Source organism: Curvibacter sp. AEP1-3 (assembly GCF_002163715.1).
Lineage (GTDB): Bacteria > Pseudomonadota > Gammaproteobacteria > Burkholderiales > Burkholderiaceae_C > Allorhodoferax.
In genome coordinates this window covers 1,138,094-1,154,424 of record NZ_CP015698.1, presented here as the reverse complement: position 1 = coordinate 1,154,424, position 16,331 = coordinate 1,138,094, and the positions used below count along the sequence as shown (strand labels likewise).

Below are 16,331 nucleotides of genomic sequence, written 5' to 3'. Positions count from 1 at the left end.
CAGAGGTAGTTGGGGCGGTAATCGGGGGTGAGACTTGCCGGCGGCTTGATCTAGGGCAAACCCTCAAGAAATAGCGAAGCAGACCGCGACAATGGAGGTTAGTATACATACATGCACGAATGTATGTATCGAAAAAACTACAATACCCGCTCATTTCTATGAGGTCAATCCATGGCCCGCCGCACCAAAGAAGAAGCCTTAGCCACCCGCGAACTGATCCTTGACGCTGCTGAACGCGTGTTTCACCAGCGCGGGGTGTCTCGCACTTCCCTGCAGGAGATTGCCAAAGATGCCGGCTTGACGCGCGGCGCCATTTACTGGCATTTCGACAACAAGGGTGAGCTCTTTCACGCCATGATGGAGCGGGTGACCTTGCCCATGATGGCGCGCATGACAGAAATCACCCCGGACGACGAAGCACGGCCGCTGGACAAAATACGCCGCAACACTGCCACCGCTTTACGCCAGGTTGCAACAGAACCGCAAGTGCGCCGCGTGTTCGAGATCGCGATGCAGAAGGTGGAGTACGTCGATGAAATGCAGGAAATGCAGCAGCGCAAGATCAGCGGCCGCAACGAGTGCATGGACGACATGCAGCGCCTGCTGCAGATAGCCCAGCAGCTGGGCCACATCAAGGCGGATGCACATCTGCGCAACGCCACCATCGGCCTGTTTGCGCTGGTGGGTGGTATCAAATACAACTGGCTCTTGGATCCGCAAGCCTTTGACCTGGAAGCCGTGGGCCTTGCTACGCTGGACGCTTACCTGGCCGGCTTGAAGACTTCATCGGTAGTGTGATTGCTATTAAATAAATAGCTGCTCGCGCATATTCCACCGGCGCAAGACGCGCTTTTTACTTGAAAAGTCCCTGCAAGGCGTCACCCGCCCGGTTCAGTGCGCCGCCTACCGACTGAAGCAACCTGTCAAAGCTGACCGCAGCGGTCAGCCGCTTTTCCATGGCAGCTGCAATCCGTTGGCCCAGCTGGGCCGGGGTCAGGCCACCTTCGGCTTTGCCCAGGTCACGCAGTTGCAAGTCGGGTAATGTCACTGTGACGGTTTTCCCACTCAGGAAGGCCGCGCTGGCTTGCGCGCGGGCATTGCGCACCACCAGCTCCTGCACGATCAGTTTCTTACCGGGGCTTGTGTTGGAAGACTGGCCTACGGCCTTGGCAATCTGCGCCTGTAGCACATCAAAGTTGGTTTGCCGCTCGCCTTTTTCATAAATCACATCCGGTGCAATGACCGCAACTTTGCGGATCACCACTACGTCCGAGGCGAGTGAGCTGAGATCCAGCTCAAGCTCTATGCGGTCTGCCTGCACGGCATAGGGCGTTTTGAAGCCGGCGGGGTTACCGATGCGCAAGCCCCGCAGCTCGCCGCGGCCATTGGTGGGCTCCAGTCTGGCGGCTGCCACACTGACTGGCGCACCGGTGATCTCGCTGCCATAGCGGGTAATGGCTTGCTGCACCAGCCGGTCCAGGTTGCCATGCAGCCAATAGGCGCCACCGGCCAGAGCCGCCAGGAGCAAGGTGGTCAGGGCCAGCAGAAACCGGGTGCGACGGGTCATGGACATGGTTACGAAGGAAAAAGACGGTGCAGGCGGAATCTACACTCCGATCATGGCGCACACGATAGCAAAACCCAGCAACAGCGAACTCATCGTCAAAAAGAGCCGGTTTATCGGCCGGGTGCAAGCGGTGGAGGATCGCGCTGCAGCGCAAAAGGTGGTGGCGGACTTGTGGGCCGAGCACCCCACCGCCACGCACGTGTGTTGGGCGCTGATGGCGGGTGGGCATTCGGCGGCGGTAGACGACGGCGAGCCTAGCGGTACCGCCGGACGGCCCATGCTGGACGTACTACGCCATCAGGATCTGGAAGGGGTGCTGGCCACGGTGGTGCGTTACTACGGTGGCGTGAACCTGGGTGCAGGCGGGCTGGTGCGCGCTTACACCGACACGGTGGCGCAGGCTCTGCTGCAAGCCGAAAAAGTAGCTATTGTGAAAATGCAGGCGCTGAAGTGCGCAGTGCCCTACCCGCAGGAAGGTCGCATGCGCCGCGAGCTGGACGCTGCGGGTGCCACCTTGGGTGAGGTGCGCCATGGCGAGCGGGTAGAGCTGGAGTTTGCGCTGCCCGCCCACGCTGCTACTGCTTTGGTGGCCCGCCTCAACGATGCTGGTAGCGGGCAAGTGGAATGGATAGACCTGACCGATGCAGAACCGGCAGAGTGAGCCGCCGGCCGGCAATGGCGTTCAAGCCGCCATGAATACGCCCGCAACCACCGCGACCAACAAGCCCAACAGCGGAAAAGCGCTGAGTGAATAACCCAGGGTGCGGGTTTTGGGGTCGGAGACATAGGCGCGCAAATAAATGAATCGGCCCACCACGTAGACGGCGCCCGCGGCTGCCACCCACACCGGCGACCAGTAGCGCGCCGCCAGGTACATGGCTGGCACCATAGGCACCAGCAGCTCCAGGGTATTCATCTGCACGCGGTAATAGCGCTCAAACGTTTCATGGCCGGTGACGGCCGGTGCATGCACCCCGTAACGTCCACGGGCTTGGCCTACCAGCACTCCAAACCAGATGTACTGCGCAATCGCCACTGCGGTGACCAGATCCAACCAATTCATATTTGTCTCCTTGATGAAAGAGCGCTGAGCCTACAGTACAGTCGCTTGCGACCACAAGCTGTAGGCGATGTGGCCCATCATCGCCGCGACCAGGAGGTCCAGCACCCGCCATGCCACAGGGCGTTCAAACAGCGGGCTGAGAAGCCGCGCGCCGAAGCCCAGGGTGATGAACCACAGCGCGCTGGCGCCACCGGCTCCCACCAGAAACCAGCCCTGGGTGCCGGCGGCCTGCTTGGCACCGACCGCACCCACCAGAATCACGGTGTCCAGATACACATGCGGGTTCAACAGGCTGATGGTCAATACCTGAATGACGGTTTTACGCAGCGTTTGCGGAGCGCCCTGGAGCTGCGCATGCATGGCATGTGGCGCCAGCGCCCGGCGCAATGCCGAGAGTCCGTACCAGCCCACCACGGCAGCGCCGGCCAGTGCCAGCGCGTTCAAGGCACGCGGATAGTTGCCCAGGGTAGCGGCCAGCCCGCTCACGCCGATGGTCATCAAGGTGATATCCAGCAGGGCGCATACGGCCACCACAGCAGCCACATGTTCACGGCGCAGCCCTTGGCGCAGCACAAAGGTGTTTTGGGCACCGATGGCCATGATGAGTGACAGGCTGAGCGTCAGGCCGGTCATGACGCTGGGCAGTGCGGTGGTAAGAGTGGCCAGGAAGTCGGAGGGTGCTTGCATGGCGCAAGTATCGGATTGAAGTGCTGAAAATCACATGAAATCTGCTACGCTGGAATTAGCCACACTTCATTAAGCTTGATCATGCTGGAATCCACATTGCTTGCCACTGTCGCCGCTGTGGTGCGCGAAGGCAGCTTCGAGCGCGCCGCGCGGGTACTGCACATCACGCCATCGGCGGTGTCGCAGCGCATCCGCCAGATGGAAGAGCGGGTGGGGGCGGTGCTGATCGTGCGGGGGCAGCCATGTACTGCCACCGAGGCAGGTGCCCGCATCTGCCGCCATGCGGATTCGGTGGCCATGCTGGAGCACGATTTGCGGCGTGACCTGCCGGCCTTGGCCCCGGAAGACGCGCAGGCCGAGCACACCACCATCCGCATTGCCATCAATGCAGACAGCCTGAGCACCTGGTTCGTGACTGCCATGCGCGACTTCTGCGCGCAGAGCCGGGTGCTGCTGGATGTGGCGGTGGACGATCAGGACCAGACCAACGAATGGCTGCGCCGTGGGCATGTGTTGGCCGCGGTGACCTCGCATGCCAAGGCGGTGCAGGGCTGCAAAGTGCGCAAGCTGGGCACCTTGCGCTATTGCGCCACGGCCTCGCCAGCCTTTATGCAACAGCACTTCGCCGGGGGGGTGAATGCCGACACCCTGGCCCGCGCACCCAGTATCGTGTTTGACCGCAACGACCGTCTGCAGGAGCGATGGGTGCGCCGCCAGCTGCGCCGCGATGTGATGCTGCCGGCCCACCGCTTGCCTTCATCGCAGGCTTTTGTGGATGCGGCGCTGGCCGATGTGGGCTGGGGCATGAACCCGCTGCTCTCGGTGCAAGATCATATGGACAAGCGCCGTCTGGTGGAGCTGGTGCCGGGTCGCGCGCTGGATGTGCCGCTGTATTGGCAAGTCGCCCAGCAGCCCTTGCCGGAACTGGAGAGACTCACCCGCAGCGTGGTGGCTGCGGCAGGGCAGGCACTGCTCTAGGCTGTCCCTGGAGCGAGGCAGGCTCTCGCGCCGGAAGGAGTCCGGAGCGTGTCAGCGTACAGAACGCTCTACACCGTATTTTTTGAAGATCCGGTCATACGTGCCATTAGCTTTGATGATCTCCAGCCCCTTGTTGAAGGCGCTGATGATTTCCTGAGCCAACGGGTTTTGCATTCCCGCGGTGATGTAGAGGGGGTTGACTGCCAAAGGCGTTTTCACGAATTCAATCTGTTCCAGCATGTCGGGGCCGTCTGCAAAGAGGGCCGCGCGAGCCACGGTTTCGTCTTCGATCGTCAGGTCCAGGCGCTTTAGCAGGAGCTTGTGGACATTGGTGGGAAGGTCTTTTCCGTTTTCCCGCATGAAGCCGGTGGACTGCGCAAAGGCATCGCTATACCCATAGCCTTGGATAACGCCTATGCGCTTTCCTTCCAGACTTTCCATTCCCTGAAAATTGAAGGGGTCGCCCTTGCGTTTGATGAAGCGGACATTGCCCACGGCAAACGGTGCGCTGAAAAGCAGCACTTTCTCTCGGGCATCTGTTCGCCATGTGAAGGGGAGGATGTCGTAGGTCCCGTTTTTGACCCCGGCTTCTGCCCTCGCCCAAGGCACATATTCCATCGTGACCTCATGGCCTTGCGTCTTGTAGGCCGAGCGGATGATCTCGATTCCCAAGCCGCCGTCGGGATGCTTGGGGTCACCATAGGGTGGGTAAGGATCGCTCGCTGCGCGGAAAGTCAGGGCGTGGGCGGCCAGCGTCAGGGACATGACCAGACAAGCCGTAGCCAAACGCAACGCTGTTCTCATGGGGCTTTCCAACCTATTCTCGAAGTGTCCGGACATCCTAAATGCCTTTTCAACCTGAGAGTAGAGTCCGCCCCTCCAATCTTGACTATCTGGCCTTAGTTACCTTCATGCAGCTTCCATAGTGATGGCCACGCCGCCCAGCACGGCGTTGCCCGACAGCGGGTCCCGAAGTTGGTCATCGAGCAAGGCATTGATGTTGGCGCCCGGGCGCTCTGCCGCTACCCGCAGCTGCGCGCCCGGCAGGTTGTGGCCCCAGCCGTGCGGCAGGCTGACCACGCCGGGCATCATGTCGGTGCTGACCTGCACTTGCGCCTGCACACTGCGGTGCCCGTTGCGCAGGGTGGCCATACCTCCATCCGCCACTCCGTAGCGCACAGCATCGTCAGGGTGGATCAGCGCCGTGCAGCGGAAAGGACCTTTGGCCAGCGTGGGCAGGTTGTGCATCCAGCTGTTGTTGGTGCGCACATCCCGCCGGCCGATGATGACCAAATCGGGTGCTGGCGCCCGCAGATCCTGCGCGGCGCGCTCCAAATCTTGTAGCAAAAGCGGAGGCGTGAGCTCCACTTTGCCGCTGGGGGTGCGCAGGATTTCGGGAATGCGGGGTTGCAGCTCGCCCAGGTCAATGCCACCGCTGTCGCTGGCGGCCATGACCTTTTTCAGATTCAAACCTTCAGGCTTCAGGCCGAACTGGTCGCCGTAGGGGCCGCTGCGCAGTGCCACGTCCAGCCCGCGCTGGGGGCCGCGCAAGCTGCCGGTTGCTGCGATCACAGCAGCGGCATGGGGGCCGAACAGGCGGTTGGCGTCATCGGCAAACTGCTGGTCGTCGAGCAGGTCGGCGTCCTGCCGGGCGCCCTGGCCTTGCACGATGGCGGTGAGCTTGAGCAGGGTCTGCCACTCTTCGGGCTGTCCTTCGGGGCGGGGCAATACGGGTGCGCTGTAGCGCGCGTGGTTGCGCCACGAGAGCTGGGGGAAAGCCACGTCGTAGTGCAAGTCTTCGAGCGGCGAGAGGCCGGGCAGGATCACATCGGCATGGCGGGTGGTTTCGTTCAGGTAGATGTCCAGGCTGACCATGAAGTCCAGCGAGTCCAAGGCTTTGGCAAGGCGCGGGCCGTCCGGGCTGGAGAGTACCGGGTTGGTAGCCACGGTAATCAGTGCACGCACCTGGCCCTCGCCCGGTGTTTCGATCTCTTCGGCCATGCAGGTGATGGGCAGTTCGCCATACACCTCGGGTGCGCCGCTCACGCGGGCATGGTGGCGGCCTGTGCTCACGCCTTTGCCAATGCCGGGTTTGCCGACGGTGTTGCTGGCAAAGGCGGCAGATTTGGCAAACAGCATGCCGCCTTCCATGTCCAGGTGGCCGGTCAGGGTGTTGAGCACATCCACCAACCAGCTCGCCAGCGTGCCGTACTGCTGGGTGCAGGTGCCAATGCGGGCATACACCGCCGCCTTGGGCGTGCTGGCAATCTGGCGCGCCAGGCTGCGGATGGTGTCGGCCGGCATGCCGCAACGGGCGGCTGCGGCTTCAGGCGTGAAGCTGGCTACCGCTGCGCGAACCTCTTCGGTGCCTTGCACCCAAGGGGCCACGCGTCCCAGGTTCACCAGGTTTTCGGCAAACAGCACCTGCACCATGGCCGCCAGCAAAAACACGTCGGCCCCCGGGCGGATGAAGTGGTGCGCGTCGGCCACGGCGGCTGTTTCTGTGCGGCGCGGGTCGATCACGATGAGCTGGCCCCCCCGGGCCTGCAGCGCTTTGGCCTTGCCCTTGAAGTCGGGCACGGTCCACATGCTGCCGTTGCTGGCCAGCGGGTTGGCCCCAATCACCACCAGCAAATCGGTGCGGCTGATGTCGGGCAGGGCAGTGGAGAGCCAGTGGCCGAACATCAGGCCGCTGGCCAGTTGCTTGGGCATTTGGTCCAGGGTCGATGCGGAAAACACGTTGCGGCTGCCGATGGCGCGCGCCAGCTTTCCGAAGTAGGTGAGCAGGCCGATCTTGTGGGCAGACGGGTTGCCCACGGCCATGGCCACAGCGTGCTTGCCGTGCGCGGCCATGAGGGGGGGGAGGCGCTTCTCGATTTCGGCAAAGGCCTCGTCCCAGGTCGCGGGTTCGTGTTTGCCGTTGCGCTTGATCAGCGGGGTGCGCAGGCGGTCGGGGTCTTCATGCAGGTCTTTGAGGGCAATCGCCTTGGGGCAGATATAGCCGCGGCTCAGCACATCGGCCTCGTGCCCGCGGATGCTGATGACCTTCTGGTCCTGGACCTTGATTTCCAGCCCGCAGCAGGCCTCGCACAGGGGGCAGATACGGTGGTGGGTGTGCACGGGGTGGTTTGTCTCGCTCATGATTCTGGTGCTTTTGGTTGCGATTGCGCTTTATGGCCTGTATGGTGCGAGGCGTCCAGTACACACGTGACAAGGCTGCGCCGGCCCACAGGCGGGTAAAGCCACTGGTCACAGAACAGTCATTGTGCTGCTGACAGAATGTTTCTTTCATGTCCATGGGGAGCCCCTAGTGCCACACGCATTCGCATCCACCCTCCGGCCTTTTGAAACTGCCTCCGGCAAAGCCGGGCAACTCTATTCGCTGCCGCATTTGGCGCGGCAGTTCCCCAACATACGCCGCCTTCCGCTGTCCTTGCGCATCGTGCTGGAGAGCGTGCTGCGCAACTGCGATGGCCGCAAGCTCACACCCTCGCACGTGGCCCAACTGGCCAACTGGCAGCCTCAAGCCGAGCGCACTGCCGAGATTCCGTTTGTGGTGAGCCGCGTGGTGCTGCAGGACTTTACGGGTGTGCCCCTGTTGGCCGACCTGGCCGCCATGCGCAGCACGGCCGCCGCGCTGGGCGCAGACCCGGCACGGATTGAGCCGCTGGTGCCGGTGGACTTGGTGGTAGACCACTCCATCATGGTGGACGACTACGGCCACAAAAACTCGCTGGACCTGAATATGAAGCTGGAATTCCAGCGCAACCGCGAGCGCTACGAATTCATGAAGTGGGGCATGCAGGCCTTCGACACTTTTGGCGTGGTGCCTCCGGGCTTTGGCATCGTGCACCAGGTGAACCTGGAGTTTCTGGCACGCGGCGTGCACAAAGCCAAGCAGCCCCGCGCGGCCGATGGCAGCAAGCAAGCGCCCATCTACTACCCCGACACCCTGGTGGGCACCGACAGCCACACCACCATGATCAACGGCATTGGCGTGGTGGGCTGGGGCGTGGGCGGCATCGAGGCGGAGGCCGCCATGCTCGGTCAGCCGGTGTACTTTTTGACGCCGGACGTGGTCGGCTTTGAGCTCACCGGCGCGCTGTGCGAGGGCGTGACCGCCACGGATCTGGTGCTGCGGGTGACCGAGATGCTGCGCCGCGAAAAAGTGGTGGGCAGCTTTGTGGAGTTCTTTGGCGAAGGCACCGAAAACCTGGCTCTTCCGGACCGCGCCACCATTGCCAACATGGCGCCCGAGTACGGTGCCACCATGGGCTTCTTTCCAGTGGATGCGCGCACCCTAGATTACTTTAAGGGCACCGGCCGCACCAAGGCCGAGATCGAGGCGTTTGAAGCCTACTTCCGCGCCCAAGGCCTGTTCGGTGTGCCGGGCGGCAAGAGCGCGTCTGCCGAGATGAAGGACATTGCTTACACCCGTGTGGTCAAGCTCGACCTGCGCGATGTCACGCCCAGCCTGGCCGGCCCCAAGCGCCCGCAGGACCGCATCGAGCTGGGCCATGTGGCAGACAAATTCACCGAGCTGTTCAGCCTGCCGGGTACTGCCAACGGCTTCAACAAAGACGCTGCCACGCTGCACATGCTGTATCCCGCACCTGTGCACGTAACTGCAACGGCGGAGACGCCTGCCAAAAAAGGCAAGGCGGAGCCCACGCCTCTGCTGGTGCAAAACGGCGATGTGTTGATTGCAGCCATCACCAGCTGCACCAACACCAGCAACCCCAGCGTCTTGCTGGCCGCTGGCCTGCTCGCCAAAAAGGCGGTCAAGGCTGGGCTCACGGTGGCGCCGCATATCAAAACCAGCCTGGCACCGGGTTCGCGCATCGTGACCGAATATCTGCAGGAAACCGGCCTCTTGCCTTACCTGGAGAAGCTGGGCTTTTCGCTGGCGGGCTACGGCTGCACCACTTGCATCGGCAATGCCGGCGACCTGGCGCCCGAGCTCAACGCGGTGATTACCGAAAACGACCTCGTCTGCGCGGCGGTGCTGTCGGGCAACCGCAACTTCGAGGCACGCATTCACCCCAACCTCAAGGCCAACTTCCTAGCCAGCCCGCCGCTGGTGGTGGCCTTTGCGATTGCTGGCAACGTGACCCGCGACCTGATGACCCAGCCGGTGGGGCAGGGCAAAGGTGGCAAAGATGTGTACCTGGGCGACATCTGGCCCAGCAGCGACGAAATCTACAAGCTGCTCAAATTTGCGATGAACGGCAAAGCCTTCCGCGCCAACTACGCCAAGGTGAAGTCAGAGCCGGGCAAGCTGTGGGAAAAGATCAAGGGCGTGAGCGGCCAGACCTACACCTGGCCGGCCAGTACCTACATCGCCAAGCCGCCGTTCTTTGATACGTTTGCTATGGAAAAAGGAGCTGCTCGCGCAGATTCCACGGGCGCCAAGGGCATAAAAGGCTCCAAAGTGTCGGCGGAGGCGGTGCAGGGCGCTCGCATCATGGCGCTGTTCGGGGACTCGATCACTACCGACCATATCTCGCCCGCGGGCAACATCAAAGAGAGCTCGCCCGCCGGGCTGTGGCTGCTGGCAAATGGTGTGCAGAAGGCGGACTTCAACTCTTATGGCGCGCGCCGCGGCAACCACGAGGTGATGGTGCGAGGCACCTTTGCCAATGTGCGCATCAAGAACCTGATGGTTCCGCCCAAAGAAGATGGTTCGCGTGAGGAGGGCGGTGTCACCGTGTACCAGGGCGCTGACGGCAGCGTAGAAAAGCTCTCCATTTTCGATGCTGCCACCCGCTACCAGGCAGCCGGCATTCCAACGGTGGTGTTCGCGGGCGAGGAATACGGCACCGGCTCCAGCCGGGACTGGGCGGCCAAGGGCACGCAGTTGCTGGGCATCAAGGCGGTGGTGGCGCAGAGCTTTGAGCGCATTCACCGCTCCAACCTGGTGGGCATGGGCGTGTTGCCGCTGCAGTTCAAGGCCGGCGAGAGCTGGAAGAGCCTGGGACTGACGGGTAACGAGACCATCAGCATCGTTCCGGATGCCGACCTCACACCCCAAAGCGAGGCGCAGCTGCTGGTGACCCGGGCAGACGGCACCCAGACCCGCCACACCCTGCTGCTGCGCATAGACACTCCGGTGGAGGTGGACTACTACCGCGCCGGCGGCATTCTGCCCTTTGTGTTGCGGCAGTTGCTGGGCCCTCAGCCGGTGAGCTTGCCGAAATAATCCGCCAGCAGGGTGAGCGCATGCCGCACTTTGGCAGGCTGCTCGCCCCGTCGCGGGGTGACGGCATAGATCACGAATTCGGGCAGCTTCCAGTCGGGTAGCACCTGCACCAGGCGGCCGTCGGCCATGGCACGGCGGTCGTCTTCGGTCACCGTGACGCTAATGCCCCAGCCTGCCACGCACAGGGAGTGCAGTACGGTGACTTGCGAGGCCCGCACCCGACCTGTCACCTGCACGCGCTCTGTCTCTCCACCCGGTCCATGCAGCACCAAGGTTTCTTCGCCATTGCCTGACGGGCGGCCACCCAGCCAGGCATGGTGTGCAAGGTCACGTGGGTGTTGGGGCCAGCCGTGCTGTGCCAGGTAGGCGGGTGATGCGCACATCTGGGCTTCCATCACGCCCAGCCGGCGCGAGACCATGCTGGAGTCCGGCAAGCTGCCGGTGCGCAGTGCAATGTCCACCCGGTCTTCAATCAGGTCCAGCACTGCGTCGTCCAGCAAGAGGCTGATGTGCAACTTGGCATGGTCCTTCAGGGGCAACAAGACTTGCGCCAACAAGGCCCCCATGCCGATGGGGGCGGTTATGCGCAGCTCACCCTCGGGCTCGTCCCGGTGCAGCACCAGCGCCTGGTCTGCAGCGCGGGCCGCGGCCACCATGGCGGTGCAGCCCTCTACATAGCGGGCGCCGGCCTCTGTCAGCGTCAGCTTGCGGGTGGACCGGTGGAGCAGCGCCAGGCTCAGTGCGTCTTCCAGCTGGCGAAGGTGCTGGCTGACGGCCGAGGGCGTCATGCCGAGCTGACGGGCTGCGCCGCTCAGGCTGCCGGCAGCAACCACTTCGGCAAATACGGCCATGCGTTTGAGTTGGTCCATAGCTAATTGTTAAGTTTTACTTCACGGTAAAAGCGAAATTTACCGTCTATTCAGGTTTTCGTGAAGCAATCAAACTAACGCCATTGCTTAACCACCTTGAAACAGGAGTTTTTATGAAGATTGCATTGATTGGAGCCACTGGTTTTGTAGGCACCCCTTTGTTGGCGGAGTTATTGAGTCGTGGCCACCAAGTGACTGTGTTGGCCCGTAATCCCGGCAAGCTGGCTGCCCAAGCCGGTTTGACCGTGGTCGCGGCTGACGCATTGGATGCTGCCCAAGTCGCTCAGGCTGCTGCCGGTCATGACGCAGTGGTCAGCGCGTACAACCCCGGCTGGACGGAGCCGCGCATCGGCGAGATCTTTTTGCAAGCCACCCGCGCTATTTTTGACGGCGTCAAGCAGTCCGGCGTGAAGCGCTTCTTGATGGTGGGCGGCGCGGGTAGCCTGTTTGTGGCGCCCGGCGTGCAGCTGGTGGATACCCCTGAGTTCCCCGCCGAGATCAAAGTGGCAGCCTCTGCCGCCCGCGATGCCTTGAACCTGATTCAACAAGAATCTGCGCTCGATTGGTCTTTTGTGTCGCCCCCCATCTTGCTGAACCCCGGCGTGCGCACTGGCCAATACCGCGTGGGTGCCGATGAGCCCCTGTGGGCGGAGGGCGGAGCGCCCGGCAGCATTTCGGTGGATGACCTGGCGGTGGCTATCGTGGACGAGCTGGAAACGCCTAAGCACATCCAGAAGCGCTTTACCGTCGCCAACTAAGGCAACGCAGGGGCGGCAAAACGCTGCGAATAGCCGCCCGTGGTGTTCAGTGAGAGTGACCGTGGTGGTTGTCGCCACAGCTCGATGCGGCAGCTGCCGGTTGACCGGCAAGTTCCTGCCGGGCCTGGCGCATCACCTGCCAGCCGCCTTGCAGGGCAAGCGCAGCCATGCCGGCGGCCACCAGCAAATCCGGCCAGCCGCTGCCGGTACCGAGTACCCCTGCTGCCGCCAGCATGACCAGCACATTGCCGATGGCGTCGTTGCGCGAGCACAACCACACGCTGCGCATGTTGGCGTCGCCCTCGCGGAAGGCATAGAGCATCCATGCCACCGCTACGTTGGCCACTAGTGCCAGCAGGCCGACTACCCCCATGGTGGTGGCATCGGGCACGGTGCCGGTGTACAGGCTCCAGATTGCGCGGCCCCATATCAAGGCGCCAAAGCTCATCATGCACAGCGCCTTGACCACGGCCGCGCGGGCCCGCCAAGCCAGGGCGGCAGACAGCACTGCGAGTGATACGCCGTAGTTCAGCGCGTCGCCCGCAAAGTCAATCGAGTCCGCCAAAAGGGACAGCGAGCCCGAATGCCAGCCGCTGAACAGTTCCACGCCGAACATGGCCGCGTTGATCCAAAGGGCCACCCAAAGCACCCTGCGGTAGCGAGGTAAGTCAAGAATGCTGTGGGCAGCAGGGGTGTGGTGTTCGCAAGCGTGAGACATGGTGTTTCCTTTCAATGTCGACATTGGAAACCCTGTAGCCACTTCAGGGTCAAGCGCTACACTGCAGCAAGGTTATTGCGGGGCACATCATGAAAATCGGCGATCTGGCCAAGGCCACTTCCACCCCGGTGGAAACCATACGCTACTACGAGCGCGAGGGCTTGCTGCCTGTCGCCGCCCGCACCGATGCCAACTACCGCCACTACTCGGACGCCCACACCCGGCGCCTGCAGTTTGTACGCCACTGCCGCAGCCTGGACATGAGCCTGGACGAGATCCGCGCACTGCTGGCGTTTCAGGATGCGCCGGGCGACAACTGCGCGGATGTGAATGCCTTGCTGGACGCCCACATCGGCCATGTGGCACAGCGTATTCGCGAGCTGCGGGCCTTGGAAAAACAGCTCAAGGGCTTGCGTGCACAGTGCCAGGGCGCACTCGATGCCGAGCATTGCGGCATTCTGGAAGGCCTCTCCACGCAAGCGCCCAACCCGGCAGGGCACGGGCATCTGCAAGGCACCCACCGCAAAGGGCAGGGGCGCAGCGCCTAGTTGCTGCGTCGCTCCAGCTTGGCTTCTTCGTAGAAGCGCCGCTTGGCGGCATACATGCGCTGGTCGGCCAACTGGGCCGTTTCTTCCACTTCAGCCGCAGACTGGCAACTTGCCACGCCAATGGACAGGCTGATCTTCTGGCCGGGGTAGAACTGGTTGTTCATCTCCAGCATGGAGTCAATGCGCTCTTTCAGGGCCTGGGCTGCGCGCTCGTCATGGCCTGCCATGAGGATCACAAACTCATCTCCCCCGGTGCGTGCCACACAGAGTGCCTGGCCTGCCGTGGCCTTGGAAAGTACTTCGCCCGTGCGGCGCAGCATGGCGTCGCCGGCGGCGTGGCCGTGGTTGTCGTTCACATGCTTGAGGCCATTGAGGTCCATGGCCATCACGCTGAGTGGCCAGGGGCCTTTGCGCGAAATGCGGTTGAGTTCCTCGACAAAGAAAGCCCGATTGCGTAACTGGGTGAGTGCATCGTGCTTGCCCAAGTACTCCAGGTAGGCCTCAGCCTTTTTGCGGGCGGTAATGTCCACCAGCGAGACCAGCACCAGGCTCCAGTCGTGTTCATAACCCGGCAACACCGAGAACTGCATGTGGATGTTGATCAGCTCTCCGTTGAGCGAGTAGTTGATCACCTCGCGGGTTTGCACGGTTTTGCCGTTCCACAGGTCCAGCAACTGCTCTGCAAACGAGTGCTGCATCTCGTCCCGGAACACCCGCTCCAGTTGGCTCAGCAAGTCATGTCGGGAGCCGGCAGAAAACATCTGCAGGGTGTGCTGGTTGACATCCAGCACCCGGATGCGCTCCATACAGCGGTGCACAAACTCCTGATGCACGCTCAAAAAGGTCTTGAAATCGCTGATGCCGGAGACCCGCACCTCGTCCATCAGTGTCTTGACACCACTGAAATCCTCCACCCAGAGCGACACCGGTGAAAACTCAAACAGGTTGCGCGCATGGCGTTCGCTGCTTTCCAGCAAGCCTTGGGCCAGGGTGTGCTCGGTGATGTCTTCAATCGCCACCATGGCACGGCTCCAAGTGTCCTCGTGCCCTTCCAGGATGCGGATGCTGATTCGGACATCCATGCGCCGACCGTCCAGCGCGTAGTTCACAGTCACGCCGGAATACTGCAATTGCCCCTGCCAGAACGCCAGCAACTCGGGCAACATGCGGGTGTAGGTGTCCCCGCGCAGCACCTCGCCCAAGCGGTTGATCAATTCATCCTGGCTTTGGGCCGCAAATACTGACAAGGTCTGGCGATTGACGCGCAGCACCCGGTAGCAGTCTGCACAGGCTTGCACACGACGCGGGTCCGCAAACAGATGGGTTTCCAGCTCAGTGACTCCCTCAGAGCGCCACTGGTCGAACAGGTTTTTGAGCAGGCTGTAGTCTTCCAGCCAGAGAGATATAGGGGCTGAGTCGAAGAGCAACTCAAAATCGGTGTGGCTGGCCATGGTTTTTATGGATGAGTTCAACGACAACCCCACTATAGCGCTGCAAGCCGCCTGCACGTGATTTGCGCTGCCTCAGTGTTTTCGCGGGGGCAACACGGCAGAATCCATGCCCATGGAAGACAACATGGTCATCGTGGGTGGGGGCATAGGCGGCTTGGCAGCGGCGTTGGCGTGCGGCCGGCACGGGGCTTTCGGCCCACAAGGCCAAGGCCTGCGGCTCGTCGAGCAGGCTCCCGCATTCGGTGAAGTAGGCGCCGGTGTGCAGCTCGGCCCCAATGTGACCCGCATCCTCCACGGCTGGGGTCTGCAGCAGGCGGTGGCAGACGTCGCCGCTTTTCCGGACAGGCTGGAAGTGCGCAGTGCCCTCAGCGGCCAATTGCTGGGTACCTTGCCCTTGGGCGAAAGGGCCCTGGCCGTCTATGGCGCACCCTACGCCACCATTGCAAGGCAGGATTTGCACGCTCTTTTGCGCGAGGCCGTGGAGTCCCTTGGAGGTATCGACATCGACCTCAACACCCGGATTGCCAGTGTGGCCCCCGTGGGCGAGCAGGTGCAGGTGCTCACCCATGACGGCCGCGAGCTGGATGCGAGCGGCGTGCTTGGTGCCGATGGCGTGTGGAGTGCACTGCGTCGCCAGCTGGTGGATGACGGTGCGCCGCGCGTCACCGGCCATCTGGCATTCCGGGCCATGGTGCCGCAGAGTGATTTACCCGCTGGTGTTCGCTCGCAGGTAGTCACTGCGTGGATGGGGCCGCACTTCCATGCCGTGCAATACCCGGTGCGCCGTGGCGAATGGCTGAACGTGGTCGTCATCGTGCACGGTTCGGTAGTGGGCGACCCATCGGTGTGGGACCACAGTGCCAACGCCGGCGAGCTGCGTGTTCGGCTGGCAAATGCCGGTGGCCCCTTGCTGGACCTGGTGCATGCGATTGACGATTGGCGCCTCTGGGCCCTGAGTGACCGTCCGCCGATGCGCAGCGCGCAAGAAATGGCGCTGGGCCGGCTCGCCCTCCTGGGGGATGCAGCGCACCCCATGCGCCCCTACCTGGCCCAGGGCGCAGGCATGGCCATTGAAGATGCGCAGCAACTCAGCTTGTCACTGCGAGCCCACGCGGGCGATGTGCCCGCAGGATTCAACCATTACGCTGCGGCGCGTTGGCAGCGCAATGCACGGGTGCAAGCCCGTGCCATCCGCAATGGCGAGATTTTTCACCTTCAGGGACCCATGCGTGTAGCACGCGATGTATCGATGAAGTTGCTGGGCGACAAGCTGTTGGATTTGCCTTGGCTGTATGGCTACAACGCAGCCTGAAGGCCGAAACCGCAGCTGCACTCCGTTAGCATCGCAGCCATGAAAACCAGCTTTATCTTTATCGCCATCCTGGTGTGCAGCGTTGCGGGCACACTCACCAGCAACCGCGCTGTCAAAACAGGCATGCTCGTGGTGTGCGGTGCCTTGTCGCTTTACGGCATGCTGCGGTTTCTGGGCTAAG

Annotated in this window: 16 protein-coding genes; 8 read left to right on the top strand and 8 right to left on the bottom strand. The window is 62.5% G+C overall.

Annotation, left to right across the window (positions count from 1 at the left end; all coding sequences use genetic code 11):
- The first annotated feature begins 171 nt into the window (after nt 1–171).
- Nucleotides 172–798, top strand: a complete 627-nt coding sequence (locus tag AEP_RS05440; RefSeq protein WP_087494447.1) for a TetR family transcriptional regulator — start codon at nt 172–174, stop codon at nt 796–798.
- A 55-nt stretch (nt 799–853) separates the two neighbouring features.
- On the opposite strand, the gene AEP_RS05435 is transcribed toward AEP_RS05440, so the two are convergent.
- Entirely contained in the window at nt 854–1,567 is a 714-nt protein-coding gene (locus AEP_RS05435) for a hypothetical protein (RefSeq protein WP_087494446.1), read from the bottom strand.
- Between the two features lie 52 nt (nt 1,568–1,619).
- On the opposite strand from AEP_RS05435, the gene AEP_RS05430 reads away from it, so the two are divergent.
- Nucleotides 1,620–2,228 carry an IMPACT family protein gene (locus AEP_RS05430; protein WP_087497197.1) on the top strand — a complete coding sequence of 203 codons (609 nt, stop codon included), beginning with the start codon at nt 1,620–1,622 and terminating at the stop codon, nt 2,226–2,228.
- A gap of 21 nt (nt 2,229–2,249) precedes the next feature.
- Here AEP_RS05430 and AEP_RS05425 read toward each other — a convergent pair whose 3' ends face one another.
- Entirely contained in the window at nt 2,250–2,630 is a 381-nt protein-coding gene (locus tag AEP_RS05425) for an MAPEG family protein (RefSeq protein WP_087494445.1), read from the bottom strand.
- A 30-nt stretch (nt 2,631–2,660) separates the two neighbouring features.
- A complete protein-coding gene (locus AEP_RS05420) occupies nt 2,661–3,317 on the bottom strand; it encodes a LysE/ArgO family amino acid transporter (RefSeq protein ID WP_232459936.1) in 657 nt (218 codons plus the stop codon).
- A gap of 81 nt (nt 3,318–3,398) precedes the next feature.
- Between AEP_RS05420 and AEP_RS05415 the strand changes: the two genes are divergently transcribed.
- A complete protein-coding gene (locus AEP_RS05415) occupies nt 3,399–4,295 on the top strand; it encodes a LysR family transcriptional regulator ArgP (protein WP_087494444.1) in 897 nt (298 codons plus the stop codon).
- Nucleotides 4,296–4,346: 51 nt separating this feature from the next.
- Here the strand turns inward: AEP_RS05415 and AEP_RS05410 are convergent, their stop codons facing one another.
- Both AEP_RS05410 and AEP_RS05405 read right to left on the bottom strand, forming a co-directional pair.
- On the bottom strand, nt 4,347–5,099 hold the full coding sequence (locus AEP_RS05410) for a substrate-binding periplasmic protein (protein WP_157673056.1): 753 nt from the start codon (nt 5,097–5,099) through the stop codon (nt 4,347–4,349).
- Between the two features lie 105 nt (nt 5,100–5,204).
- On the bottom strand, nt 5,205–7,436 hold the full coding sequence (locus AEP_RS05405; protein ID WP_087494442.1) for a molybdopterin-dependent oxidoreductase: 2,232 nt from the start codon (nt 7,434–7,436) through the stop codon (nt 5,205–5,207).
- Between the two features lie 169 nt (nt 7,437–7,605).
- On the opposite strand from AEP_RS05405, the gene acnA reads away from it, so the two are divergent.
- Nucleotides 7,606–10,494 carry an aconitate hydratase AcnA gene (gene acnA / locus AEP_RS05400; protein ID WP_087494441.1) on the top strand — a complete coding sequence of 963 codons (2,889 nt, stop codon included), beginning with the start codon at nt 7,606–7,608 and terminating at the stop codon, nt 10,492–10,494.
- Here the strand turns inward: acnA and AEP_RS05395 are convergent.
- Nucleotides 10,470–11,363: a LysR substrate-binding domain-containing protein gene (locus AEP_RS05395; protein WP_087494440.1), complete on the bottom strand. Its 894-nt coding sequence runs from the start codon at nt 11,361–11,363 to the stop codon at nt 10,470–10,472. The genes acnA and AEP_RS05395 overlap by 25 nt on opposite strands.
- 113 nt (nt 11,364–11,476) lie before the next feature.
- On the opposite strand from AEP_RS05395, the gene AEP_RS05390 reads away from it, so the two are divergent.
- The gene (locus AEP_RS05390; RefSeq protein ID WP_087494439.1) at nt 11,477–12,121 is read left to right on the top strand and encodes an NAD(P)-dependent oxidoreductase; all 645 of its coding nucleotides are present in this window, start codon (nt 11,477–11,479) and stop codon (nt 12,119–12,121) included.
- 46 nt (nt 12,122–12,167) lie between these two features.
- On the opposite strand, the gene AEP_RS05385 is transcribed toward AEP_RS05390, so the two are convergent.
- Nucleotides 12,168–12,839, bottom strand: coding sequence for a cation transporter (locus AEP_RS05385; protein ID WP_198301900.1), 672 nt, complete (start codon nt 12,837–12,839; stop codon nt 12,168–12,170).
- 89 nt (nt 12,840–12,928) lie between these two features.
- On the opposite strand from AEP_RS05385, the gene cadR reads away from it, so the two are divergent.
- The gene (gene cadR, locus AEP_RS05380; protein WP_087494437.1) at nt 12,929–13,387 is read left to right on the top strand and encodes a Cd(II)/Pb(II)-responsive transcriptional regulator; all 459 of its coding nucleotides are present in this window, start codon (nt 12,929–12,931) and stop codon (nt 13,385–13,387) included.
- Here the strand turns inward: cadR and AEP_RS05375 are convergent.
- Nucleotides 13,384–14,838 (bottom strand): sensor domain-containing diguanylate cyclase, encoded by a 1,455-nt coding sequence (locus tag AEP_RS05375; protein WP_087494436.1) that lies wholly within the window; start codon nt 14,836–14,838, stop codon nt 13,384–13,386. The two genes, cadR and AEP_RS05375, sit on opposite strands and share 4 nt — an antisense overlap.
- A gap of 112 nt (nt 14,839–14,950) precedes the next feature.
- Here AEP_RS05375 and AEP_RS05370 point away from each other — a divergent pair, with 112 nt between their 5' ends.
- Together AEP_RS05370 and AEP_RS20620 are read left to right on the top strand one after the other, a co-directional pair.
- Entirely contained in the window at nt 14,951–16,150 is a 1,200-nt protein-coding gene (locus AEP_RS05370; protein WP_087497195.1) for an FAD-dependent monooxygenase, read from the top strand.
- A 39-nt stretch (nt 16,151–16,189) separates the two neighbouring features.
- Nucleotides 16,190–16,330 carry a hypothetical protein gene (locus AEP_RS20620; RefSeq protein WP_157673055.1) on the top strand — a complete coding sequence of 47 codons (141 nt, stop codon included), beginning with the start codon at nt 16,190–16,192 and terminating at the stop codon, nt 16,328–16,330.
- The last annotated feature ends 1 nt before the right edge of the window (nt 16,331 follow it).